Annotated in this window: 11 protein-coding genes and 1 pseudogene; 5 read left to right on the forward strand and 7 right to left on the reverse strand. The window is 72.5% G+C overall.

What is annotated here, in order from left to right; translation table 11 throughout:
- Window positions 1–50: 50 nt before the first annotated feature.
- Both ACZ69I_RS18510 and ACZ69I_RS18515 read left to right on the forward strand, forming a co-directional pair.
- A complete protein-coding gene (locus ACZ69I_RS18510; RefSeq protein WP_470833267.1) occupies window positions 51–11,036 on the forward strand; it encodes a non-ribosomal peptide synthetase in 10,986 nt (3,661 codons plus the stop codon).
- Window positions 11,023–12,738: an ABC transporter ATP-binding protein gene (locus tag ACZ69I_RS18515; protein WP_470833268.1), complete on the forward strand. Its 1,716-nt coding sequence runs from the start codon at window positions 11,023–11,025 to the stop codon at window positions 12,736–12,738. The genes ACZ69I_RS18510 and ACZ69I_RS18515 overlap by 14 nt, the downstream gene beginning before the upstream one ends.
- A gap of 24 nt (window positions 12,739–12,762) precedes the next feature.
- Here the strand turns inward: ACZ69I_RS18515 and ACZ69I_RS18520 are convergent, their stop codons facing one another.
- Window positions 12,763–13,869, reverse strand: a complete 1,107-nt coding sequence (locus tag ACZ69I_RS18520; RefSeq protein WP_470833270.1) for an alpha/beta hydrolase-fold protein — start codon at window positions 13,867–13,869, stop codon at window positions 12,763–12,765.
- Window positions 13,870–14,039: 170 nt separating this feature from the next.
- Here ACZ69I_RS18520 and ACZ69I_RS18525 point away from each other — a divergent pair, with 170 nt between their 5' ends.
- Together ACZ69I_RS18525 and ACZ69I_RS18530 are read left to right on the forward strand one after the other, a co-directional pair.
- Complete coding sequence (locus ACZ69I_RS18525) at window positions 14,040–14,252, forward strand: MbtH family protein (protein ID WP_467676821.1); 213 nt, start codon at window positions 14,040–14,042, stop codon at window positions 14,250–14,252.
- Between the two features lie 65 nt (window positions 14,253–14,317).
- Window positions 14,318–15,895 (forward strand): amidohydrolase, encoded by a 1,578-nt coding sequence (locus ACZ69I_RS18530; protein WP_470833272.1) that lies wholly within the window; start codon window positions 14,318–14,320, stop codon window positions 15,893–15,895.
- Between the two features lie 48 nt (window positions 15,896–15,943).
- On the opposite strand, the gene helR is transcribed toward ACZ69I_RS18530, so the two are convergent.
- Window positions 15,944–18,202 (reverse strand): RNA polymerase recycling motor ATPase HelR, encoded by a 2,259-nt coding sequence (helR, locus tag ACZ69I_RS18535; RefSeq protein WP_470833273.1) that lies wholly within the window; start codon window positions 18,200–18,202, stop codon window positions 15,944–15,946.
- A gap of 375 nt (window positions 18,203–18,577) precedes the next feature.
- Here helR and ACZ69I_RS18540 point away from each other — a divergent pair, with 375 nt between their 5' ends.
- The gene (locus ACZ69I_RS18540; RefSeq protein WP_470833274.1) at window positions 18,578–19,123 is read left to right on the forward strand and encodes a GNAT family N-acetyltransferase; all 546 of its coding nucleotides are present in this window, start codon (window positions 18,578–18,580) and stop codon (window positions 19,121–19,123) included.
- Between the two features lie 164 nt (window positions 19,124–19,287).
- Here ACZ69I_RS18540 and ACZ69I_RS18545 read toward each other — a convergent pair whose 3' ends face one another.
- From ACZ69I_RS18545 to ACZ69I_RS18565, 5 genes and pseudogenes are all read right to left on the reverse strand, one after another.
- The gene (locus ACZ69I_RS18545; RefSeq protein WP_470833276.1) at window positions 19,288–20,730 is read right to left on the reverse strand and encodes a helix-turn-helix domain-containing protein; all 1,443 of its coding nucleotides are present in this window, start codon (window positions 20,728–20,730) and stop codon (window positions 19,288–19,290) included.
- Between the two features lie 395 nt (window positions 20,731–21,125).
- Window positions 21,126–21,956 (reverse strand): annotated as a pseudogene (gene argB, locus ACZ69I_RS18550) (acetylglutamate kinase); the annotation flags it as partial.
- A gap of 200 nt (window positions 21,957–22,156) precedes the next feature.
- On the reverse strand, window positions 22,157–23,308 hold the full coding sequence (gene argJ, locus ACZ69I_RS18555) for a bifunctional glutamate N-acetyltransferase/amino-acid acetyltransferase ArgJ (protein ID WP_470833277.1): 1,152 nt from the start codon (window positions 23,306–23,308) through the stop codon (window positions 22,157–22,159).
- Entirely contained in the window at window positions 23,305–24,345 is a 1,041-nt protein-coding gene (gene argC, locus ACZ69I_RS18560) for an N-acetyl-gamma-glutamyl-phosphate reductase (protein ID WP_470833279.1), read from the reverse strand. The genes argJ and argC overlap by 4 nt, the downstream gene beginning before the upstream one ends.
- Window positions 24,346–24,483: 138 nt before the next feature.
- Window positions 24,484–25,140: an isochorismatase family protein gene (locus ACZ69I_RS18565; RefSeq protein ID WP_470833281.1), complete on the reverse strand. Its 657-nt coding sequence runs from the start codon at window positions 25,138–25,140 to the stop codon at window positions 24,484–24,486.
- Window positions 25,141–25,540: the final 400 nt, after the last annotated feature.

Here is a 25,540-nt window from a genome sequence, read left to right on the forward strand (position 1 = left end):
CTTATTTAGGTTAGCCTAACTGCGATGACCTGGAAGGGACGCTGTCTTCGATGATGGAACCGAGCGCTCGCCTCGTACTGCTTTCTCCCGCGCGCCTGGCCGACGTACGTCGGCGGGCCGGTGGCTACTCCGACCGGACGATCGCCGAGGCGTGTGCCATCGGCCTGGCGTACTGGGCGACGGGCCGAAGCCCCGAAGGCATCGAGCTCGCCCCCGGCACGCTCTTCGCCGACGTCCTCGGCTGGGTCGACAACGGCGGGACCGGGCCCGGCAGTCGGGACGCCGGCGCGGACGGCTGGAGCATCGCCGTCCCCGACGGCGTCGAGCAGGCGGCGGCCCAGCTCGCCCTCGACGACCTCGCCGACTTCCCGGACCGGCCGCTCGGCACCATCGCCCCGTCCAGCGCGGCGGAGCGGCTGCGGACCCTGGCCGAGTGGAACGACACCGACGCCGACCGGATCCGCCCCACCATCGTCGAGATGTTCCGCGAACAGGCGCGGACCAGGCCCGACGCCGTGGCGATCGTCGACGAGCACCGCTCGCTGACCTACCGTCAGGCGGCCGAGCGGTCGGCCCAGTTGGCGCACCACCTCATCGAGCGCGGGCTCACCGCCGAGCAGGTCGTCGGGATCTCGCTCGGCCGCTCCGCCGACATGGTCGTCGGCCTGCTCGGCGTCCTCCAGGCGGGCTGCGCGTTCGTCCCCCTCGACCCCCAGTGGCCCGCCGCGCGCCGCGCCGTCGTCATCGAGGACGCCCGCGTCGTGCTGCAGCTGAACGACTCGGGCGTGCACGACCCCGACGAACCGGAAGCCGTCGCCGTCGACCTCGGCGACTGGCGGTTCGGCTCCCTACCCGCCGAGGCCCCCGAAGTCCCCCTCGACGGCGAGGCCCTCGCGTACGTGATCTTCACGTCCGGCTCGACCGGGCGGCCCAAGGGCGCGATGATCCGGCACGCCGCGATCAGCGAGCGGCTGCTCTGGCAGGCCCACGAGATCCTGGGCTTCGGCCACGACGACGCCTCGCTGTTCAAGGCGCCGCTGTCGTTCGACATCTCCATCAACGAGATCTTCCTGCCGCTGGTGACCGGCGGCCGCCTCGTGGTCCTGCGGACCGGCGGCGAGCGCGACCCGCACCACCTGCTGAGCGTGATCGCCGAACAGCGCGTCACCTTCACGTACTTGGTGTCGTCCATGATGGACGTGCTCCTGGAGATAGCGGGCGACTCCGGCCGCCTCGACAGCCTGCGGCACGTCTGGTGCGGCGGCGAGGTGCTGACCCCCGAGCTCTACGAGCGGTTCCGCACCCGGCTCGACATCCCCCTGTACCACGGCTACGGCCCGGCCGAGACGACGATCGGCGTCTCGCACGTCATCTACCGGGGCGCCGCCGAACGCCTGTCGACGTCGATCGGCAGGGCCAACCCCAACACCCAGCTGTACGTCCTCGACGACGAGCTGCGTCCGGTCCCGGTCGGCGTCGGCGGCGAGCTGTACGCGGGCGGCTTCCTCCTGGGCCGCGGCTACGTCAACGCGCCCGGCCTGACGGCCTCCCGCTTCGTGGCCAACCCCTTCGCCTCCGACGGCTCCCGGCTCTACCGGACCGGTGACCTCGCCCGGTTCGCCCCGGACGGCTCCCTCGACTTCCTCGGCCGGGCCGACAACCAGATCAAGATCCGCGGCATGCGCCTGGAGATCGAGGACGTCGAGGTCGGCCTCGCGGAACACCCCGGGGTCCGGCACACCTGCGTCGTCGCGAAGAAGAACGCGGCGGGCGGCACCTACCTGGTGGGCTACGTGATCCCGGCCGCCGGGGCTGAAGACCTGCGGGCGGACGACGTCAAGGCGTGGGCCACCCGCCACATGGTCGAGTACATGGTGCCCGCCCACATCGTCGTGATGGACGCGTTCCCGCTCACCGCCAACGGCAAGCTCGACCGCAACGCGCTGCCGGAACCCACCGCGGACACGGGCGCGGTCGTCGCGCCCGCCACCGAGAACGAGCGCGTGGTGTGCGCGGCGGTCGCCGAGCTCCTGCAGCTCGACGAAGTCGGTGTGGACCAGGACTTCTTCCAGCTCGGCGGCGACAGCATCCTGACCATCTCGCTGCTCAGCGCGCTGCGCGACGCGGGCCTCTACGTCACGGTGCGCCAGATCTTCACCCACAGCGTCATCGGGGCGCTGGCCGCGGTGGCGAGCCGCGAGGACATCTCCGCCGTGGACCACAGCGACGTCGCGACCGGCGCCGTCGAGGGCTCACCCATCGTGCAGTGGCTCGGCGAGACCACCGACGCGATCGACGGCTTCGTGCAGTCCGTGGTGCTCAACACCCCCGAGGACCTGACCGCCGACGCCCTCGACGAGATCTTCCCCGCGCTCCTCGCGCACCACGACATGCTCCGCGCCCGCCTGGTGCGCGGCGACCGCTGGAGCTTCGACATCCCGGCCCCGGCCCCGGCCGCGCCGGTCTGGCAGGAGAGCGACCTGCCGCTGGAGGCGTGCGTCGCGCTCGCCACCGAGGGGCTCGCCCCGGACGACGGCGTGATGCTGCGGGCCGTCTGGCGCAGGGCGGCACGCCAGCTGGTCGTCGTCGTCCACCACGTGGTGATCGACGGCGTCTCCTGGCGGGTCCTGATGGAGGACCTGGCCACCGCCTGGCGGCAGACGTCCTCGGGCACACCGGTCGAACTGCCCCCGGTGGGCACCTCGTTCCGGCGCTGGACCCAGCTCCTGGGCCGTGCTGACTTCGCCGCCGACCGCGCGTACTTCCGGCAGGCCCTGCCGGGCACGGACCAGCCGGTGGGCAGGCGCGCGCCGACCGCGGCCGACACCGTCGCACGGGAGCGGCTGCAGACCGTCACGGTCGGCCCCGAGGTCACCGCCGCGCTGCTCGGCGACATCCCCGCCAAGTTCCACGCGGGCGTCAACGACGTCCTGCTGACCGCCCTCGCCGTCGCCCTCGCCCGGTGGCGCCGCGACCTCGGTCAGGACCAGACGTTCGCGCACATCGAGCTGGAGGGCCACGGCCGCGAGGGGCGGTACGTGGCGCAGAGCGCGGGCTTCGAGCCGGAACTGTCGCGCACGGTGGGCTGGTTCACCACGCTGTTCCCGGTGACCGTGGACCCCGGCGCGGCGGCCGACCTCACGGCTCCCGCGTACCTCGCCGCCGCGCTCAAGGCGGTCAAGGAAGACCTCGCACGGGTGCCGAGCAACGGCCTCTCCTACGGCGCCCTGCGCTACCTGGGCGGCGCCGAGTTCGACGCGCCCGCCCCGCAGGTGCTCTTCAACTACCTGGGCCGCTTCGACGCCGGAGCCTCCGGCGACTGGCAACTCTCGGGCGCCACCGGGCAGTTGGGTGAGAAGCGCGATCCGGGCATGCGTCTTCCGCGGGCCCTGGAGTTCAACGCGATCGCCGAACCGGCCGCGGCCGGCGGCGAGTACGAACTGGTCACCACCGTCTCCTGGCCCGACGGCGTCTTCACCGACGAGGACATCGCCACCCTCGGCGGGTACTTCCGGGCGGCACTCGCCGGACTCGCCGCGCTCGACCAGGGCGGCCACTCGCCCAGCGACTTCCCGCTGGTCGCGCTCGACCAGGCCGACGTCGACGCGCTCGACGGCCCCGCCCTGCGCGACATCCTGCCGCTGACCCCGCTGCAGGAGGGCCTGTACTTCCACTCGGTCTTCGACGACGACTCGGCGGGCGCCTACGTCGAGCAGCAACTCCTCACCCTGGACGGCGAGGTGGACGCCGACCGGCTCGCGGCCGCCGCCACCCGGCTCCTCACCCTCTACCCCAGCCTGGCGGCCCGCTTCACCGCCCTCGCCGACGGCCGCGTCGTCTCCGTCCTGGAGAGCGGCGTCCGGGCGCCCTTCACCACGCTGGACCGCCCCGGCATCACCGAAGCCGCGATCCGCGAGATCGCCGAGCGGGACCGCCGCGCCGGGTTCGACCTCGCCACCGGACCGCTGATGCGGTACACGCTGATCCGCACCGGAGCGGGCCGTGCCGTCCTCGTGCAGACCGTGCACCACATCATCGCCGACGGCTGGTCGGTGCCGCCGATGCTGCGCGCGCTGCTCGCCGAGTACCACGCGCCGGGCACCGTCCACCCGGTCGGCGGCTTCGCCGACTACGTGGGCTGGCTCGCCGGGCGCGACGACGACGAGAGCGACCGGGTGTGGCGCGAGGAGCTCGCCGAGCTGCCCGGTGCCTCGCTCGTCGCCGAGGGACACACCCCCTCCGACCGGTTCGCCGACACCGCGGTCGAGCCCGCCGAGGACATCGACGCGGCCGTCCGCGCGGCCGGCGTGCCGCTGAGCGTCGCCGTGCACAGCGCCTGGGCGGTGACGCTGGGCGGCATCCTGCACGGCAGCGACGTCGTCTTCGGCTCCACGGTCTCCGGGCGCGACGCCGACGTGCCCGGCATCGGGGACATGGTGGGCCTGTTCATCAACACCATCCCCGTGCGCGCCCGCTGGACCGGCACGACCACGGCGCGCGACCTGCTCGCCTCGGTGCGGGAGCACCAGAGCGCCGTACTGCCGCACCAGCACGTCTCGCTGGCGCGGATCGGACGTCAGGCGGGCGCGGGATCGCTGTTCGACACCCTGGTGGTGTTCGACGTCGCGACCGACGTGGACGGCCTGCGCGTCCCCGGCGCCGAGTTCGCCGTCACCGACATCGTCAACGAGGGTGCCCCGCACTACCCGTTGACGCTCGTGGTGGAGCGCGCGCTCGACGGGCGCCCCCGCTTCAACCTCATCTACGACGGACGGCTGCTGCGCGAGGAGAGCGCCCAGGACATCCTGCGCTCCTTCTCCCGGGCCCTCGACGGCCTGCTCACCCGCCCGGACGCCCTGGTCGACGACCTCGGCGCCGAGGCCGACCGGCGCCCCGCCCCGGCCGGACCGACGACCCTGGGCGGCCTCTTCGACGCCGCCGTGCGCCGCGATCCGACGGCCGTCGCGGTCACCCAGTGCGCGCTCGACGGCACCAGCCGTTCCCTCACGTACGGCGAACTGGCCGAGGCCAAGGACGCGTTGGCCCGCACGCTGCGCGCCGCCGGGGTCGGCCCCGGCAAGCGGGTCGCCGTCGCCGTGCCCCGCTCCGTCGAGCAGGTCGTCGCCCTGGTCGCGATCGTCACGGCGGGCGGCGCGTACGTACCGCTGGACCTGGCCTACCCGGACGAGCGCCTGGAGTACGTCCTCGCCGACGCCGCGCCGCAGGTCGTCCTCGTCGACCGCGAGCAGCGCGACCGCTTCACCGCCCTCCTGGAGCGGACCGGCACGCCGGCCCGCGTCCTCGTCCAGGGCGAGGAGCTCCCGGGGGACGCCGCCGAGGTCTCCGGCCCCGAGGCGGACCGGCACGACCCCGCGTACGTGATCTACACGTCCGGCTCGACCGGCCGCCCCAAGGGCGTCGTCGTCCCGCACTCCAGCGTGGTGACGCTGCTCGCCAACACCCGGCCCGACATGGGCTTCGGGCCGCACGACGTGTGGGTCCAGTTCCACTCCTTCTCCTTCGACTTCGCGGTCTGGGAGCTGTGGGGCGCGCTGGCGCACGGCGGCGAGCTGCTCGTGCCGGAGTACGGCCTGACCCGCTCGCCGGTCGACTTCCACCGCCTGGTCCGCGAGCGCGGCGTGAGCGTGCTCAACCAGACCCCGTCGGCCTTCTACCAGTTCATCGAGGCCGACCGGCACGTCGGCGAGCCGCTCCCCGCGCTGCGGAAGATCATCTTCGGCGGCGAGGCGCTGGACCTCGGGCGGCTGCGCGGCTGGATCGACCGGCACGGCACGGGATCGCCCGAGCTGGTCAACATGTACGGCATCACCGAGACGACCGTCCACGTCACGCACCGGGTCCTGACCGAGGCGGACTTCGGCTCGGGCGACGACGTCAGCCCGATCGGCGGCCCGCTCCCGGGCCTGGTCACCCACCTGCTCGACGACCGGCTCCGGCCGGTGCCGCCGGGCCGGGTCGGCGCCATCTACGTCGCGGGCGACCAGGTGTCGCTCGGCTACCTGGGCAGGGCGGGCCTGACCGCGGGCCGATTCGTGGCGAACCCGTTCGTGGACGACGGCTCCCGGATGTACCACACGGGCGACCTCGCCCGCCGCACGCTCGACGGCGAGCTTCAGTTCGTGGGACGCGCCGACGACCAGGTGCAGCTCAAGGGCTTCCGCATCGAACTCGGCGAGGTCGAGTCCGCGGTCCGCGCGCTCGACGGGGTGGCCGACGTGGCCGTCACCGTCGCCGACAGCGGCGACCACCTGGTCGCGCACGTCGTGGGCCGGGTGCCCGAGGACCTCCCGGGCCTGCTGGCCGCCACGCTGCCCGTGCACATGGTGCCGGGCCGGGTGCTGCCGGTCGACGCCCTGCCGCTGACGGTCAACGGCAAGCTGGACCGCGGAGCTCTGGCCGAGCGGGCGAGGCAGTCCACGGCCGGTACCGACGCGGCCGCGCTCACGGCTGCGGATGGTTCGTGGTCGGCCGCGCGGTTCCCCGCGCCCCTGACGGGGCCCGGTACCGACTCCGTACTCGCCTCCCTGGTGGGCGTCTTCGAGGGAGCCCTGCCCGGCTCCGCCGTCGACGCCGACACCGACTTCTTCGCCGCCGGGGGCGACAGCATCGTCGCCATCACCGTGATCAACCGCGCCCGGGCGCTCGGCCTGCCGATCGCGCCCCGGGACGTGTTCCTGTGCCGGACGCCGCGCGCCCTCGCCGCACACCTGGCGGCCCACGCACCGCAGAGCGCGGCGCCCGCACCCGACCGGCGCGCGGACGGCCCGCTGCCGCCCACGCCGATCGTTCTGCGCCAGCGTGAACTGGGCGGCTCCCTCGCCCGGTTCGCGCAGGCCAGGACGGTGCGGGTACCCGAGAGCGCCAAATTCGCCGACATCGGGCGCGCCGCGAACGCCGTCGTGGCCGCACACCCGGCCCTCCGGCTGCGGCTGCGCACCGAGCACGGCGTGTGGGCCCTGAGCACCGAGCCCGCCCGCGACGTCACCGTCGTCCGCACCGAAGCCGCCGACGCCACGGCGGCGGCGAACGAGGCCGCGGGACGGCTCGACCCCGAAGCCGGGCACGTCATCGCGTTCTCGTGGCTGGAGGCGCGTCGCAGCCTCGTCGTCACCGTGCACCACCTCGCCGTCGACGCGGTCTCCTGGCTGGTCCTCATCGACGACCTCGCCACCGCCCTGAGCGGCGCGGACCTGGCGCCGCCGACCACGTCCTACGCCGAGTACGCCGAGGCGCTGACGCTCCGGTCCGCCGACGCGCTCGACGACCTGGGCCACTGGATCACCACGCTCCAGGCGCCCGCGCTGCTGCCGGGGTCCGCGGCCACAGGCCTGCGCGAGACCACCGTCGTACTGCCGCCCGACGTGAGCGACCGCGTGACCCGCACCGCGCCCGCCGCGCTCGGCACCGGCCTCACCGAGCTGCTCTGCGGCGCGCTGCGCACCGCGCTGACCCACGTCCAGGCCGAACCCACCGACCTCGCGGTCGAGCTGGAGCGGCACGGCCGGGTCCCGGTCCTCGAACAGCACGACTACACCCGTACCGTCGGCTGGTTCACCTCCATCGCGCCGGTGCGCCTCACGGCCCACACCGACCCCGTCGCCGCGGCGCGCGAGGTCGCCGAGCGCCAGCCGGACGAGCGCGGTCACGTCGCGTACGGGCAGCTCAGGTACCTCAACCCGCAGACGGCTCCGCTGCTCACCGGCCGCCCGCAGGTCCTGTTCAACTACCTCGGCAGGGGCAGCGAGTCCCAGGCGTTGCACCTCACCGGCGGCGACCAGGGCAGCCCCTACGCCGTCGAGGTCAACGCCTGGACCGACGACGCCACCGGCAGCCTGCACGCCACTTTCACCCTCGCCGAAGGCGTCCCCGACGAGATCACCGAGCACTGGCGCGACGCACTGCTGCGGATCGCCGACGCCTCCGCGACCGCCGAGCGCACCGCGCCGGTCACCCCGCTGCAGCGCGGCCTGTACTTCCAGGCCCAACTGGCGGGCACCGCCGGGCACTACGTCGCACAGAGCTGGTTCACCTTCGACCGGCGCCTGGACGCCGACGCGCTCGCCGAGGCGATGGCCCACGTCATCGCGCGGCACCCGGTCGTCGGCGCGGGCTTCACCACCGACGACGAAGGGAACCCGGTCCAGGTCCTCAAGGCGGGCCGCCGGGCCGACGTCCGCACGGTGGAGCTGTCGGGCGAAGCGGAGATCGAGGACTTCCGCACCCGGGACCGCGACACCGGCTTCGACCCGGCCGAACTGCCGCTGATCCGGCTGACCGTGGTCCGCCTGCCCGGCGGCCACGACGGACTGCTGCTCAGCTACCACCTGCTGCTGTGGGACGGCTGGTCGCGCGAGATCGTGCTGCGCGACCTGTTCGACGCCTACGAGGCCGTCGTCGCGGGCGCACCGTTCGACGCGACGCCCGCCTCGCCGAGCTTCGAGGACCACGCCCGGGCGCTCGACGCCAAGGACTCCGCCGTGTCGGAGCGCTTCTGGGCGGAGCACCTGGCGCAGCTGCCGGGCCCGACCCTGCTCGCCGGACCGGCCCCGGCCCTCTCCGAGGAGCTGCCGCCCGCGCTCGTGCACACGCTCTCCGCCGACCAGTCGGACCTGCTGCGGGTCGCCGCCAAGGAGCACGGCGTCACGCTGAACTCGGTCCTCACCGGCGCGTTCGGCCTGCTGCTCGGCGCGCACACGGGCCGCAGCGACGCGGTGTTCGGCGTGACCGTCTCCGGCCGTGACGGAGAGGGCCTGTCCGACATCGTCGGCGTGCTGCTCAACACCGTGCCCATGTGGACGCGGGCCCGGCCCGAGGACACCGTCGGCGCCTACCTGTCGGCCGTCCAGGCGTCCCGGGTCGAGGCGATGGAGCACGAGCACCTCGGCCTCGGCGAGATCCAGCGCGCCAGCGGGCACGACACCCTCTTCGACAACCTGTTCGTGCTCCAGAACTTCCTGGACATGGACGCCTTCGCCGAGATGAACTCCCGGCACGGCATCACCTCGGTGAAGGCCGACGACTCCACGCACTATCCGTTCACCTGGGTCGTCACGCCCGGCGACCGGCTCACCGTCAAGCTGGAGCACCGCCACGGCGACACCGAGGACGCCCGTCGCCTCCTCGACGACTACGTACGCGTCCTGGAGGACCTGGCCCGCTCGACGGGCCCGGTCGGCGCGCTGCCCGGCCTCGGCGAGCAGCCCGTGCCCGCCGAACGCACCGACGTCGGCACCGACACCGTCGTCGACCGGTTCGACCTGGCCGCCGACCGCGACCCGGAGCGGACCGCCCTCGTCGCCCACGGCTCGACCATGACGTTCGCCGGACTCCGGGACCGCAGCCGCGCGGTGGCGGGCGTGCTCGCCGCGCGCGGCATCGGCCCGGAGACTACCGTGGGCCTCGCGATCCCGCGCTCCCTCGACTCGATCGTGGCGCTGTTCGCCGTGCTGCGCGTCGGCGCCGCCTATGTGCCGCTGGAGCTTGACCACCCGGACGAGCGGATCGCGGCGATCGTCGCGGACGCCCGCCCGGAGGTGATCCTCACCGTGAGCGACGTGTCGCCCCGGCTCACCGGCGGCCCGGTCGCGTCCGGCGACCTGATCGAGCTGGACCGTCCGCTGCCGGCGGCCGAGCCGTTCGTGACGTTCGCGCCGGACGACCCGGACCGCCTGCGCCACCCCGCGTACACGATCTACACCTCCGGATCGACCGGCAAGCCCAAGGGTGTGGTGACCGAGTACGCCGGGCTCACCAACATGCTCGTCAACCACCGGCGCCGGATCTTCGAGCCGGTCCTCGCCGAGCACGGGCACAGGACGTTCCGCATCGCGCACACCGTGTCGTTCGCCTTCGACATGTCGTGGGAGGAGCTGCTGTGGCTCGCCGACGGCCATGAGGTGCACATCTGCGACGAGGAGCTGCGCCGTGACGCGCCCGGCCTGGTCGCGTACTGCCTGGAGCACGGGATCGACGTCATCAACGTGACGCCGACGTACGCCCAGCAGCTGGTGGCCGAGGGCCTGCTCACCGACCCGGAGCGGCGCCCCGCGCTGGTCCTGCTCGGCGGCGAGGCCGTCACGCCGACGCTCTGGCAGCGGCTCGCCGAGACCGAAGGCACCGTCGGCTACAACCTCTACGGGCCCACCGAGTACACCATCAACACCCTCGGCGTGGGCACCTTCGAATGCCAGGACCCGGTGGTGGGCGTCGCGATCGACAACACCGACGTGTACGTCCTCGACCCCTGGCTGCGGCCGCTGCCGGACGGTGTTCCCGGCGAGCTGTACGTGGCGGGCGTCGGCATCGCCCGCGGTTACCTCGGGCAGCCGGGACAGACCGCGCACCGCTTCGTCGCGTGCCCCTTCGGTGGCCCCGGCGAGCGCATGTACCGCACCGGGGACCTGGTCGTCCGCAGGCCCGACGGGAACCTGACGTACCTGGGCCGCACCGACCAGCAGGTCAAGATCCGCGGGCACCGGGTCGAACTGGGCGAGGTCGAGGCCGCGTTCGCCGCGCACCCCGCCGTGCGGTTCGCCGCCGCGGTCGCCCAGCCCGACCCGCAGGTCGACGGCGCGTACCGGCTCGCCGCCTACCTGGTGCTCGACGGCGCCGACCTGGCAGGCGTCGCCGCCGAGGTGGGCACGGGCCTGCCGGACTTCCTGCGCCCCACGCACTACGCCCAGGTCGACAGCATCCCGCTGACCGTGAACGGGAAGGCTGACACCAAGGCGCTGCCGGAGGCCAAGCCCCTCGGCGCGCTGACCACGGCGGGGGAGCGCGGCCCGGAGACCGAGACCGAGACGGTGGTCTGCGAGTTCTTCGCCGAAGCCCTGGACCTCGACGACGACGAGGTGAGCGCGGTGAGCGATTTCGTGTCCCTCGGCGGACACTCCATGCTGGCGGTGCGCCTCATCGGGCTGCTCCGCCGCGAGTACGGCCCCGTGGTCACCATCCGTGACCTGTTCACCCTGCGAACCCCGGAAGCGATTGCCCGCCATCTCGATGACAACTCCTGACACGACCCCCGACCCGCAGCGGCCCCGCCAAGGGTCCGACATCCTCAGGGCCGCCCTGCGCCGCAACGTCGGCGCCATGGCCTGGGGCACCCTGCTCATGGGCCTCTACCAGGCGGGCGAGACGGCCTTCCCCATCGCGCTCGGCCTGATCGTCGAGCACACGATGCGGGACGACCGGACCCTCGGCGCGCTCGGTCTGTCGATCGCCGCCCTCGCGGTGATCATCACGACCGTCTCGCTGTCGTGGCGGTTCGGCATGCGCGTCCTGCAGAAGGCCAACACGACCGAGGCGCACCGCTGGCGGGTGAAGGTCGCCGCCTGCGGGCTCCAGCCGGTGGCCAGGGACGTCGACCTGAAGTCCGGCGAGGTTCTGACCATCGCCACCGAGGACGCCGACCAGACCGCGGACATCATCGAGGTGGTGCCGCTGCTCATCAGTTCGCTGGTCGCGGTGGTGGTCGCGGCGGTCGCCCTGGGCCTCGCCGACCTCCGGCTCGGCCTCCTCGTGATCGTGGGAACGGTCGCGATCCTGTCGGTCCTGAGCGTGATGTCCAAGCGCATCGGTTCGAGCACCCGCGAACAGCAGACCCGGGTGGCCCGGGCGGGCGCGAAGGTCGCCGACCTGATCAGCGGCCTGCGCCCGCTGCACGGCTTCGGCGGCAACCACGCGGCGTTCCGGTCCTACCGCACGGTCAGCGCGGAGGCGAAGCACCAGTCGATCACGGTCGCCAAGGTCAACGGCGTCTACGCGGGCACGGCCCAGGCCCTCAACGCGGTCCTCGCGGCCGCGGTGACGCTGACCGCGGGCTGGCTCGCCTTCGAGGGCCGGATCACCATCGGCGAGCTCGTCATGGCCGTCGGCCTCGCGCAGTTCATCATGGAACCGCTCAAGATGTTCTCGGAGATGCCCAAGTACGTGATGATCGCGCGGGCGTCGGCCGAGCGCATGGCGCTGGTCCTCTCGGCGCCGCCGGTCACGAACCCGGGCCCGGAGCGCCCCGCCCCGGGCGGCGACCTGGAGGTCGACTGCGTCCGGTACGGCTCCTTGCGCGAGCTCAAGTTCACGGTGGCCGCGGGCGAGTTCGTGGCGATCGCCGGCTACCAGCCGCGCGCCGTGGCCGACCTCGCGTCGGTCCTCGCCGCGAACGTCCCGCCGGAGGCGTACGAGGGGGTGGTGCGGCTCAGCGGGCAGGAGGTCGCCGCCCTGTCGGTCGAGGCGGTCCGCGAGCACATGCTGGTGAACCCGTACGACGGAGAGATCTTCGCGGGCACCCTGCGCACCAACATCGACCCGTCGGGCACCAGCCGTACCGTCCCCGAGGCCGTCGAGGCGTCCCTGCTGACCGACGTCGTCGCCCTGCACCGCGAGGGCCTCGACTACGCCGTCCGCGACCGCGGCGCCAACCTCTCCGGAGGCCAGCGCCAACGCCTTTCGCTGGCCCGCGCCCTGGCCGCCGACACCGACGTCCTCGTCCTGCACAACCCGACGACGGCCGTCGACGCGGTCACCGAACAGCTCATCGCCCGCAACATCGCGAAGCTGCGCCGGGGCCGCACCACCGTCGTGCTCACCAGCAGTCCGGCCCTCCTGGACGCCGCCGACCGCGTCCTCGTCCTGGACGACGGCGTCATCACGGCCGAGGACAGCCACCGCAATCTGCTGGCCCACGACGAGGCCTACTGCTCGGCGGTGGCGCGGTAGGCCCGGTCGTGCGCGGCGGCGACGCTACTCCTGCGCGGAGCCGAGCGCCCAGGCGACGTCCCTGAGAAGAGGGGCTCGCCAGCCCGCACGGTCGTGGCCCGCCGCCGACCGCGAGACCCGTACGGTCGCTCCGGCCCGCCGCGTCAGTTCCTCGGTCAGCTCGCAGTGCGGCAGCATCCGCGTCTCGTGCTCCCCGACGTCGAACGCGATCCGCAGCCCGGACAGGTCGGGGCGTTCCCGCAGGAGCGCCGCGACCGTGCCGCCGACCGGTCCGCCCAGCGGGTCCGTGCCGCCGATGGCGTCGGGCGTCCACCAGAACGATGGGGACTGGCAGGCGACGCGGGAGACCAGGTCGGGGAAGCGCAGCGCCGCGTACATCGCGCTCAGCCCGCCGAGGCTCTGCCCGGCGACCACCAGCCGGTCCGCGTCGGCCGGAACGCCGCACTCCGCCACCAGCGGCAGCAGTTCGTCCCGGACGGCCTCCCACAGCTCGGGCCCGCACCCGAACTCGGCCGCCCGGTCCTTGGACGGGAGGAAGACGAGGGTGACGGCGGGCATCTCGCCACTGGCGAAGGCCGCGTCGAACGCGGTCACGGCAGGGTGCAGGTACAGCCAGTCGTCGCCGTCGAGCAGCAGGACCAACGGCCCGCCGCCGCCCACCGGGTGGACCCGCACGGTGCGCCGCCCGCCGAGCCGGTCGCTCGCCCAGCGGATCCGGGTGCGCGGGACGGGCAGGACGTCGTCGGCGCCGACGAGGGGCCAGTGCGGCTGGGCCGGGGCGTCGGGCGTCGCGGCGATGGACCGGTCGCCGCCCGCGCCGGCCGGGTTGAGCGGATCGGCGTGGGGCTCACCGTCCACGAGGAACTGGTACGTCACGCGCAGCCGCGCGGGCATGGGCACCTCGGCGTACCAGCAGTCCGTGTCGCCCCACCGGCGCAGGGGGACCGGCTCCGACCAGCTCTCGAAGCCGATGCTCGCCGGCGATCCGCGCCACAGGAACAGGGTCGTCCAGCCCCCGCCGTCGGCGGGTACGGAGGCGGGGGTACGGGCCGTCGCCCAGAACGCGTCGGTGCCGGGTTCGCCGGTCGGCCCGTACGCGGTGAAGGCGTCGGAGGCGTTCTCCGTGCGCATGAACGTCTCCTTGTGAGAGGGGAGGGGGAGAGGCTAAGCTCGCATTAATTTAGGGGAGCCTAACCTAATCAGGCTCTTCCGTTCCATCCCGTTCCACCGTCTGAACGGGCCCTGACGCGGCCCGCGTTCAGCGTCCGTCGCGCCCGGCGCGGCCAAGGAGGCACCGACACATGAGCACCAACCCCTTCGATGACCCCGAAGGCCGTTTCCTGGTCCTGGTGAACGACGAGGGACAGCACTCGCTCTGGCCGTCCTTCGCCGAGGTGCCCGGGGGCTGGACCACCGCCTTCGCGGAGAACACCCGGGAGGCCTGCCTGGAGTACATCGAGACCAACTGGACCGATCTGCGCCCCCGGTCCCTCGCCACGTCCATGGACGGCTGACCCACCCGCGCGAACCGGGCACCGCCCGCCCCGGACGTGTTCCACACCGCGGAGGGACACCGCCGATGCTCTGCACCAGACTGACGAACGCACGCTTCCTCACCATGGATCCGGCGCACCCCGTCGCCCACGACCTGGGCATCTGGCGGGGCCGGATCGCGGGCCTGGACGAGGCCGTGACCTCCCTGCCCGCCCGGGAGGTCGTCGACCTCCAGGGCGCCACCGTGCTGCCCGGGTTCATCGACGCCCATGTGCACCTGGCCTGGACCGGGTTCAAACAGAACACCGTGAGCATCGCGGGCCGCACCCGCGTCGACGACGTGCTCGCCGTCGTGGCGGCGGCCGCCGCGACCGAGGGCCCGCCCGGCGCCTGGGTGGACATCGCCGGTTACGACCAGCGTGTCCTCGGCCGCCATCTGACCGCCGCCGAACTCGACACGGTGGCCCACGGCCGCAAGCTGTACGTGCTGCACGAATCCGGACACGGCTGCGTCGTGAACTCCGCCGTCCTCGACCTGCTCCCCGACGGCGTCCCGCACGAGAACGGCTTCCTCGCCGAGGGCGCCATGGCTGCCGCCCGCGCGCTGCGCCTGCCGTACTCCCAGCACGAGCTGGCCCGGGCGATCGGACGCGCCGCCCGCACCTGCCTGGCCGAGGGCGTCACCGCCTGCGCGGAAGCGGGCATCGGCGGCGCCCTGTTCGGCCACAGCCCCGTGGAACTGGGCGCCTACCAACGCGCCCGCGAGGAAGGCCTGTTGCCGCTGCGCGTGCAGCTCATGGTCTCCGCGGACCGGCTGAACCCGGTCGCCGCACACGAGGCCGACGGCATCCCCCGCGCCCTCGACCTCGGTCTGCGCACCGGGTTCGGCGACGACCGGCTCTCCGTCGGCGCGCTGAAGATCTACACCGACGGCGGGATGATGGCCCGCACCGCCGCGCTCAGCAGCCCGTACGAAGGTCTCGGTCACGCGGGCCGGCTGCAGGACGACCCGGAAGCGCTCGCGGAGACGATCATCCACGGTCACCTCGCGGGCTGGCAGCTCGCCGTCCACGCGATCGGCGACCGCGCGGCCGACCTCGCCCTGGACGCCCTGGAACGGGCCCAGCGCCTGCGGCCCCGCCCCGGCGCCCGGCACCGCATCGAACACGCGGGCCTGATCCGCCCCGACCAGCTGCCGCGCCTCGCACGGCTCGGCGTCAGCGCCGTCGTTCAGCCGAGTTTCCTGCGCTTCTTCGGCGACGACTACGCGGCGGTCCTGGGCGAGGAACGCGCTCCGTGGCTCTACCGCGGCAGGGCGTTCCTGGACCACGGCATCCCCCTCGTCGGCAGCTCCGACCGCCCGGTCGCGGACGGCTCCCCGCTGCGCGCCGTCCAGTTCATGGTCGAGCGCGCCTCCGAGTCCGGCCAGGTCATCGGCGCGGACGAGGGCATCACCGTCGACGAGGCCCTGCACGCCTACACGGTCGCCGCCGCCCGCGCCTGCCACTGGGAGGACGGCCTCGGCACCCTCACCCCGGGCAAGCTCGCCGACCTCGTCGTGCTCGGCGACGACCCACGGCGCGTCGACACGTCCCGTATCGGCGACATCGAGGTGGTGGCGACGTACGTCGGCGGACGCGAGGGCGGGGAGGCGGCGGCGTGAGTGAGCGGGGTGGCGGCGGGAGCGGGGCGGCCACCCGGCGGTGTGCCGTCAGCGGCTGGTGAGGACGACGAGCCGCTGGGTCGCCCTGGTCATCGCGACATAGCGGTCGACCGCACCCTCGATGCCCTCGCCGAACGTCTCCGGGTCGACCAGGACCACCAGGTCGAACTCCAGCCCCTTCGACAGCTCCGGGGTCAGCGACCGCACCCGCGGCCTCGCCCGGAACGTCGGATCGCCGATGACACAGGCCACCCCTTCGGCGTGCTCGTCGAGCCACGCGTCGAGGACCGCGTCCAGGTCCGTGACCGGCCCGTGGACGACGGGAATGCCGCTGCTGCGGATGGACGTCGGCACGTTGGCGTCGGGGAGCTCGGCCCGGATGACCGGCTCGGCCTCCGCCATGACCTCTTCCGGCGTGCGGTAGTTGACGCTCAGGGAGGCCAGCTTGAGCCGGTCGATGCCGACCCGTCGCAGACGCTCCTCCCACGACTCGGCGAACCCGTGCCGCGCCTGGGCGCGGTCCCCGACGATGGTGAAACTCCGGGAGGGGCAGCGCAGCAGCAGCATCTGCCATTCGGCGTCGGTCAGTTCCTGCGCCTCGTCCACGACGACGTGCGCGAACGGCCCCGCCAGCCGGTCCGGATCGGCGGTGGGCAGCGCGCTCTCGTCGATCAGGCTGTCCTGCAGATCCCTGCCGCGCAGCATCCGCACCGCGCCCTCGCTGTCGTCGCCGGCGGAGTTGAAGTCGGCCGCCGAGATGATGTCGTCGATGACGAGGGCCATGCGCTCGCGTTCGGCGGCGACGGCCGCGGCCTGGCGGCGTGCGAGCCGCGCCGCCTCCGGGTCGCCGAGCCGCTGCCGCGCCGCGTCGAGCAGCGGAAGGTCGGAGACGGTCCAGGCCCGCGGGGCGTCCTTGCGCCGCAGCTTCGCCACGTCGTCCCGGTCGAGCCAGGGCGCGCACATCCGCAGATAGGCGGGGACCGTCCACAGATCGGAGACCACATCGGCGGCTTCGAGCAGCGGCCACGCGCGGTGCAGAGTCGTGACCAGCTCCCTGTCCTGGCGCAGCGACCGCAGGAACATGTCCGCCGAGACGCCGTCCTCCTCCTCGTCCATGCCCAGCTTGTCCATCAGGATCGTGGCCAGTTCCTCCCAGATCAGTTCGCGCGCCTCGTTGTGCGCGGTGCCGGGGCCCGGCGCCCGGAACGCCTCGGCCCAGTCGTCGGCGCTCACCCGGACGTCGGACCAGGCGGTGGTGGCCGTCAGGGCCGCGGTAGGCGGCTCCTCGTAGAACTGGACGGCCTTCTCGATCGCCTTCACCATGTCCGCGGACGACTTCAGGCGGGCCACGTCCGGGTCGGCCTCGGGCACCGCGGCCGCGCCCTCGGTGACGAGGTCCCGCAGGGTGCAGGTCTGCACGCCCTCCTCCCCGAGGCTGGGCAGGACGTCGGCGACGTAGCCCAGGTAGGGCTCGTGCGGCCCGACGAAGAGCACGCCGCCACGGCGGTGGCCGAGGCGCGGGTCGGAGTAGAGGAGGTAGGCGGAACGGTGCAGCGCGACCACGGTCTTGCCCGTGCCCGGGCCGCCGTCGACGACGAGGGCGCCGCGCGAGCCCGCGCGGATGATGGCGTCCTGGTCGGCCTGGATCGTGCCGAGCACGTCGCGCATCCGGGCCGACCGGTTGCCGCCGAGACTGGCGATGAACGCGGACTGGTCGTCGAGCGCGGCGTGCTGCTCGAAGCCGTCGGCGGTGAAGACCTCGTCCCAGTAGTCACTGATCCGGCCGCCGGTCCAGCGATACCTCCGACGGCTCGCAAGGCCCATCGGATGGGCGTGGGTCGCCGCGAAGAACGGCTCGGCGGCGGGAGAGCGCCAGTCGACCAGGAGCCGACGGCCCTCGCTGTCGGTGAGGCCCAGGCGGCCGATGTACAGGGGTTCGGTGTGCGGGGATTCGGTGTGCGGGAGCCCGGTGTGCGGGAGCCCGGTGTGCGGGGATTCGGTGTGCAGGGGCCCGGCGTCGTCCGTGGTGACGACGCGCCCCAGACACAGGTCGAGCCCGAAGCGGCGCAGCGCCCGCAGGCGGCCGCTCACCCGGTGGATCTCGGCGTCCCGGTCCATCGCCTCGCGGCCGATGCCACCGGGGGCCTTGCGCAAGTCGTCGAGACGGCCGGAGAGTTCGGCGACGGTCCGGTCGAGGCACTCCGCGATGGCCGCGAAGTGCCGGTCGTCCGTGTCGATCAGCGCGGTGTCGGCCTTGGCCGAGAGGTTGGCGGGCAGGTTGAAAGCACTGGTGGCCTGGGGGTTCACGTCATCAGCTCCGATCCGAGGCCAGTGATTCTGCGGTACGACCGGGGCCTTGCCGCAAGCCCCCCAGTGAGCTATAAGTTGAGAGTGGCAAGAGGTGAGTACAGCCCTCTTGCCTTTCTCTTTTTCTCTCTTTGTCTCCTAGTCGCGTTGTCTCTTAGTCGCGGATTTCTGGGCGACATATCCCTTTGGCTCTGCGGTGGGTACCCGCCCTCTCCGTGCCCCGCCCGCGCCCCGTCCGTTCCCTGCTGCCCCTCGGTGCGCCCGGGACCAACTGGACTCACCGATTAGGTAAGGCTAGCCTTACTTTGCTTGGTCGTCGGGGAACTGGCACGGCGACGAGCCGTCCTTCGACCGTGGAACCGAGGAAGGTAAGCCTTGATCACGGCTACGCCGCGCCCTGCCCCGCTGCTGCCCGCACTCCCCGGGCGGACGCCCACCGTGCGCTCCGCCCGCGAGGAGGACGCCGCAGCACTCGTCGCCCTCTCCCAGCCGTTCGTACGCTCGGGCGCGCTGCGGCAACGGCCGGCCTCGCTGTACGCCGCCCAAGCTGCCGACTTCCTCGTGGCGGACGTCCCCGGGGGCCCGCTCGCCGGGGGCGTACTCGCCGGGGGCGCACTCGAAGGCTGCGTGGGCCTGCGCGTGCACCCGGCCGAGCCGGGGCGCGGGCCGGTGGGCGTTCTGTACAACTTCTGCGTGGCCGGACACCGGCAGGGGCGCGGCGTGGGGGGCGGACTCCTGCGCGCCGTACTGGCCGTCGCCCACGCCCAGTCGCTCGACGCGCTGTTCACGGCGACGACCGGCGGCGGCGACCTGTTCCTCCGCTACGGGTTCAGGCCCACGTCCGCGCGTCTGGCGCCCGCATCTTGGGCGAACTCCCTCGACCCGCGGCGCGGCGCTCGCATTCTGACGATCGGTCTGTGAGGAGCGGTCGATACGGGGGTCCAGCCACGGTTGGGGCGGAGCCTCAGCCTTCCCTTGGCCCGTACGCAAGTTCAGCCGTTGTACGGGAGTGAGCTCAGCCGTCGCATGCGGGTGAGTTCGTGAGTTCGTGAGTTCGTGAGTTCAGCCGTGGTCCGTGTGCGAGTTCAGTTCTCGTACGGGCCCTTCAGCCACCCGTCCGCACCCTCCCACCGATAGGCGGGACGCCCTGCCGAGCCGCTGGTGCGGAACGGCCTGCCCTGGTCGTCGATGCGGAGTGTCCCGTGCCGGTGACCGCTGGACCAGCGCAGTTCCAGATACCAGCGGACGTCGTGCTTCTCGGCCCGTGCGGTGACGTAGAAGACCAGCGGGTCGCTCTCGCTGACCTTGTACGGAAAGCCGCGCTGGCCCTCAATGGGCGTGACCCGCGGCGCCGCGGCATCGAGGTCGACCGTGAAGGACTCGGTGTCCATCGGTTCGGCGCATGAGCTCCGTATGTGGAAGGTGTTCCAGGGCGTCGGCGCACCGCGCCTCTGCACGCGGACGTCCATCTTCTCCAGGACGACGGGATCTTTGCCCGTGCCCTGCAGGGTGACCTGGATGTACTGGGCGCGGGCCGACACGGCACCGAGTTCACCCACCCAGGCGGGCATGTCCTGCCGCGCGGGCGGCTTCGGCATCTCGTCGGCGTCGCGGTTCACGAGGAAACTCCGCACGCAGTCCTCGTCGAATTCGTCGGCGTACGGCCTGGTACGTGCCGTCAGCGCCACACCGGGGTTCTCGTGCCGCCCACCGCCGGAGGCGGGCCCCTTGCCGCCGCCTCGTGAGGTGCCGCGCGTGGGGTTCCCTTGCTCGGACTTCCCGGAGTTGGTGGAGTTGTTGACGTTGTCGGAGGTGTCGGAGCTGTCGGTGCTGTCGGAGCTGCCGGAGCCCCGGAGGGAGGGGGCGCCGTTCATGCCTTGGCCTCCGTCCGCCTTCCCCGTCCTGGGGGGCATCCCTTCGTCGGGGGACGCGCCCTTTCCCTCGGGCGTGCCGTTGGCGCCGCTCTGGCCCCGCTGGGCGGGCGACGGGGCACCCGGGTCCGACGAGGCGCCATGCCCGGCGCTCCGGTTGTGCTTGTCCTTGTCGCCGTCGCCTCTGGCGTTCACGGCGAGGACGACGGACCCGACCGCGATGACGACGGCGGCGAGGGCGGCTGCGAGGACGAGGAGGAGAGTGCGTCGCTTGGGAGGCGGGGGGAGTGGCTGGGGCTCAGCTCCCTGCTCGGGATGTGGCTCGGGATGTGGCTCCGGCTCGGGCCCCCGCTCCGCGTCGGAACCGGGCGTCAGGGCAGTGGAGGCGGCGGGCCCGACCTCCGCCTCCGTCGCCCCCTTCCGCCCCCGGGCCGCATCGGCCAGGACCCACCGCCGGTGGACCTCCACCAGCTCCTCCCGCGACGCCCCACAGGCCCGTGCGAACCGTTCCGCCAACGCGAATCGGGTGGGCACCGCATCCCCGCTGCAGTACCGGTGCAACGCGGACGTACTCATGTGAAGTCGCTCGCCCAGCACTCCATAGCTGAGACCCGACCGCTCCTTGAGCTCCCCGAGCAGCTCTGCGAGCGACGCCATCCCCACCGTCCCCACCCCAGTCGTGTGCTCCAATTACGGAACATGTCATGAGGGATCAGCCATGCCCCGCCCCCGAGACGCCGCGAGGCGTGACCGCGGTTCCGGACATCAGGTCAAACGCACCAGATTCAGACGCATCAGACGCATCAGACGCATCAGATGCGTCAGACGCACCCGACTCAGCCACATCACACGGCACACTCGTCGTGTTCCGGACGCCTACGCGAAACCACCGGAACGGCACTCTGACCGACCGGCGCCTCAACTCCCTCGGGGCCCACGCCGATCGCGGGACTCACACCGGACGCAGGCCCCACGCCGGACGCAGGCCCCACGCCGGACGCGGGACTCACACCGCTCGCGGAGGCCGCGGCCCCACACGCATCGGCCTCACCGTCGGAAGGAACCACCGTCGTGCCAGGTCCGCTACCGTCCAGGAGCCCCCGCAACACCGCATGCGGAACCCGCCCGTCGACCACGTGAGCCTTGCGCACGCCACCGCGAACAGCCCGCAGACAGCCCTCCATCTTCGGCAGCATCCCGCTCGCCAGTCCCGGCAGCATTCCGTCCAGTGCGTCGGCCGTCAGACGCTCGATCACCTCGGTGCTGTGCGGCCAGTCCGCGTACAACCCCTCCACATCGGTCAGCATCACGAGACGTTCGGCGTCCAGAGCCACGGCCAGGGCCGAGGCCGCGAGATCGGCGTTGACGTTGTAGACCTCGCCTTCCTTGCCGCGGGCCACGGGGGAGACCACCGGTATGTGCCCCTGCTCCAGGAGGCTGCGCATCATGCTCGGGTTCACGTCCACGACGTCGCCGACGAGACCGATGTCCACCGGCCGACCGTCCACCCAGGCGGGTCGCCGTACGGCCGTCATCGTGTGCGCGTCCTCGCCCGTCATTCCCACGGCGAACGGCCCGTGCGCGTTGATGTGGCCGACCAACTCCCGCTGGACGCGGCCGGTCAGGACCATCCGGACCACTTCCATCGTCTCCGGAGTGGTCACCCGCAGGCCCGCCTCGAAACGGGTCTCCAGGGCGAGGCGGTCGAGCATCGCGCTGATCTGCGGCCCGCCCCCGTGCACGACGACGGGTCGCAGGCCCGCGTGCCACAGCTCCACGACGTCCCGGGCGAACGTCCGCTGCAGGCTCGCGTCCACCATCGCATTGCCACCGAACTTGACGACGACGACGCTGCCCCGCAGCTCCTCCGGTATCTCCTCGATCTCCTCGTACCGCCGCGTTCCCTCGTGCGCCTCCGACTCAGTCTCCGCCGCATGGGGAAACGCCCTGCTGGACGGACCCACATACGTATCTACATCCGTATCCGTATTCGTATCCGCATCTGCGTGCCCGTGCCCGTGCCCGTGTTCGTGCTCGCCGACGACCGTGCGCATGTCTGCTGGCATGTCCGCCCCTACCCCGTTCACGAGCTGTACGCGCTGTTCTCGTGGACGTACGCGGCGGTGAGATCGTTCGTCCAGATCGTCGCCGCCGCCGTACCGGAGCGCAGGTCGACAGTGACCGTCACCTGGCGTCCCGACAGGTCCACCGTGTCCCGAGGCTCCCCGGCCGCCCCGTCCCGGCACACCAGGACGCCGTTCATCGCCACGTCCAGGCGGTCCGGATCGAAGACGGCAGAGGTCGTGCCGATGGCCGACAACACCCGCCCCCAGTTCGGATCCTCGCCGTGCAGGGCGCACTTGAGGAGGTTGTTCCGGGCCACCGACCTGCCCACCTCCACGGCGTCCCGCTCCGAAGCCGCGCCGACCACCCGCACCTCGATCTCCTTCGAAGCACCCTCCGCGTCCGCGATGAGCCGCTGCGCCAGATCGAGACACACACCGTGCACGGCCTCCGCGAACGCGACCGGCTCCGGCCGGATCCCCGAGGCCCCCGACGCGAGCAGCAACACGGTGTCGTTGGTGGACATGCAGCCGTCCGAGTCGACGCGATCGAAGGTCGTACGCACCGCTTCCCTGAGCGCGGAGTCGAGCTCGGACGCGCGCACGTCGGCATCCGTGATGAGCACCACCAGCATGGTCGCGAGGCCGGGGGCGAGCATGCCCGCGCCCTTCGCCATACCGCCCACGGTCCAGCCGGGACCGGCCACCACCGCCGTCTTGTGCACCGAGTCGGTCGTCTTGATCGCCACGGCCGCGTCCTCACCACCGTCGTCCGACAGGTGTTCCGCGGCGACGTCGATCCCGGCTGTCACCCGGTCCATGGGCAGCGGAACGCCGATGAGCCCCGTCGAGCACACCGCGACCCCTCCGGCTTCGACGCCGACCGCCCGCGCCGTACGCTCGGCCATCGCCCGGGCATCGGCCTCGCCTGCGGGCCCCGTACAGGCGTTGGCCCCACCGGAGTTGAGCACCACCGCGGACAACGCACCGTCGGCCACCGCGCGCCGGGACCAGCGCACGGGCGCGGCCTGCACCCGGTTCGAAGTGAACACGGCGGCCGCCGCGTCCGACGGCCCGCGGTTCACCACCAGCGCCAGGTCCGGGTCACCGGACTCCTTGATCCCGGCGGGCACTCCGCTCGCGAAGAACCCCCGGGCAGCGGTCACGCTCACGGAGCCACTCCATTCATGGGCAGGCCCGCGCCTTCGGGCAGGCCGAGGGCGACGTTCATGCTCTGCACCGCACCACCGGCGGTGCCCTTGGTCAGGTTGTCGATCGCGCTGACACAGACGAGCCGACGGGCGTCGGCGTCCACGGCCACCTGTATCCGGGCGGTGTTGGATCCGAGAACGGCGGCCGTGGACGGCCAGGCACCGGGCGGCAACAGGTCCACGAACGGCTCGTCGGCGTAGGCCGTCCCGTACGCAGCCCGCGCTTCGTCCTCTGCGGCCTGCGCTGTCGGGCCGGGGCGCAGGCGTGCCGAGCAGGTGGCGAGGATGCCCCGGGGCATGGGCGCCAAGGTCGGCGTGAAGGACACGGTCACGCGCTCGCCCGCGACCTGGGAGAGGTTCTGGGTCAGCTCCGGCGTGTGCCGGTGGCCGCCCCCGACCCCGTACGGCGCCATCGACCCCATCACCTCGGAGCCGACCAGATGAGGCTTGGCCACCCGCCCCGCCCCCGACGTACCGCTGGCGGCGACGATGACGGCCTCCGGCTCCACCAGCCGCGCCAGGAAGGCCGGGTACAACGCCAGGGTCACGGCTGTCGGGTAGCAGCCCGGTACGGCAATACGGCGGGCGCCCCGCAACTCGTCCCTCGCGCCCGGCAGTTCAGGCAACCCGTAAGGCCAGCTCCCGGCATGCGGGGTGCCGTAGAACCGCTCCCAGTCGCCCGGCTCACGCAACCGGAAGTCCGCCCCGCAGTCCACGACGAGGGTGTCGTCCGCCAACTGCCGTGCCAGCTCGGCGGACTGGCCGTGCGGCAGCGCGAGGAACACGACGTCATGACCTCGCAGGGACGCCGCCGACGTCTCCACCAGGACCCGGTCCGCGACGGCGGCCAGGTGCGGCTGCACCTCCCCGAGCCTCCGCCCCGCACGGCTGTGCGCGGTCACCGCGCCGATCTCGATCTCCGGATGTGACGACAACAGGCGGAGGATCTCCCCACCGGCATAGCCACTCGCTCCGGCCACCGCGGCCCGTACTGTCATGATCTCCGTCTCTCGTGGTGTCCGTATCTCTGCTGCGGCACGCCGTATGCCACTGCCACAGCCGCAAATCGCATGTCGCGCGCCTTGTGCGGCTTCTGTCGACCGAGCAGGTGATCGGTCGGGGTCGGGCGGCAGCGGTCAGGCGTTGTTCGGCTCTCTGTGCAGGATCAGCCCGCGCAGCAGTCCGTCTGTCGTGCAGACCATGCCGCTGCGGGCGGCCCAGCGCAGGGCCAGGGCGTGATCCTCGGCGGAGACGTCAGCCACCGCGTCGGCGGCGACGAACGGCTGGATGTCGTTCATGAACGCATCCGCCACGGTCAGGAGGACTCCGAGGTGTGCGTACACCCCGCAGACGATCAGCTGGTCCCGTCCCTTCGAACGCAGCAGCCTGCCTAGGTGGCTGCGTAAGAAGGCGTTGTGGCGCACGTTGGCCAACAGGTGCTCGCCCGGCCGAGGCGTGAGGGGTGCCACGATCGAGGCCGCACCCGGCTCGTCCCCTATGCCCGGACCCCACATGTCGGCGACGAGCCTGCGCTGTCCCGGAGCCTGTCCGGCCGGCTCCGCACTGAAGACGACGGGCATGCCCAGCGTCCCTGCCAGCTCCCGGAGCGTCGCGATGTTGTCGACGAGTTCCACCACGGGGGAGCGTCCTGTCGGGAATGCGCCGACGAAGTGGTTCTGCATGTCGTGCACGAGCAGCGCGGCACGCATCGGATCGATCCTCCAGGAGACGTGCGACCGGGGGAGGGCTCTGCGGTCCGGCATCGGATACGAGCCGATGGCGGGTAAGCCCATGGGTTATGTCCCCTCCCCTGAACGCGCGCGGCTGGGTCCGACTGCCAAGTTGACCTTAGCTTAGCCTAACCTAATTAACGCTGTTGGCCGTGGGTGTTGGGTGTGGGGTCTGGTGGTGCGTCGATATGGCCTGCCTCTCCGGGGCTGGTGGCGCAGGGTTGGGAATCGGTGCGGGTGGTGGGTGGGTAAACGTCGATGGTGGGTGAACGGGCGTGGTGAACGCCGTGGGCGTGGCGAACACGGCGGGTGCGGCGCGTGAGGTGGATGCGGCGAGTGGGGGGATGCACGGCAGGCGAGACGGATGTGAGACGAGGTGGCGGAGGCGGTGAAGTCCGCTCGAGACCAACTGTGCGCCCGGGAGGGGCGGAAGGGCCAGCCGCCACCTCTGGCTGTGGATAAC

This window comes from Streptomyces sp. NPDC036815, from assembly GCF_055609205.1.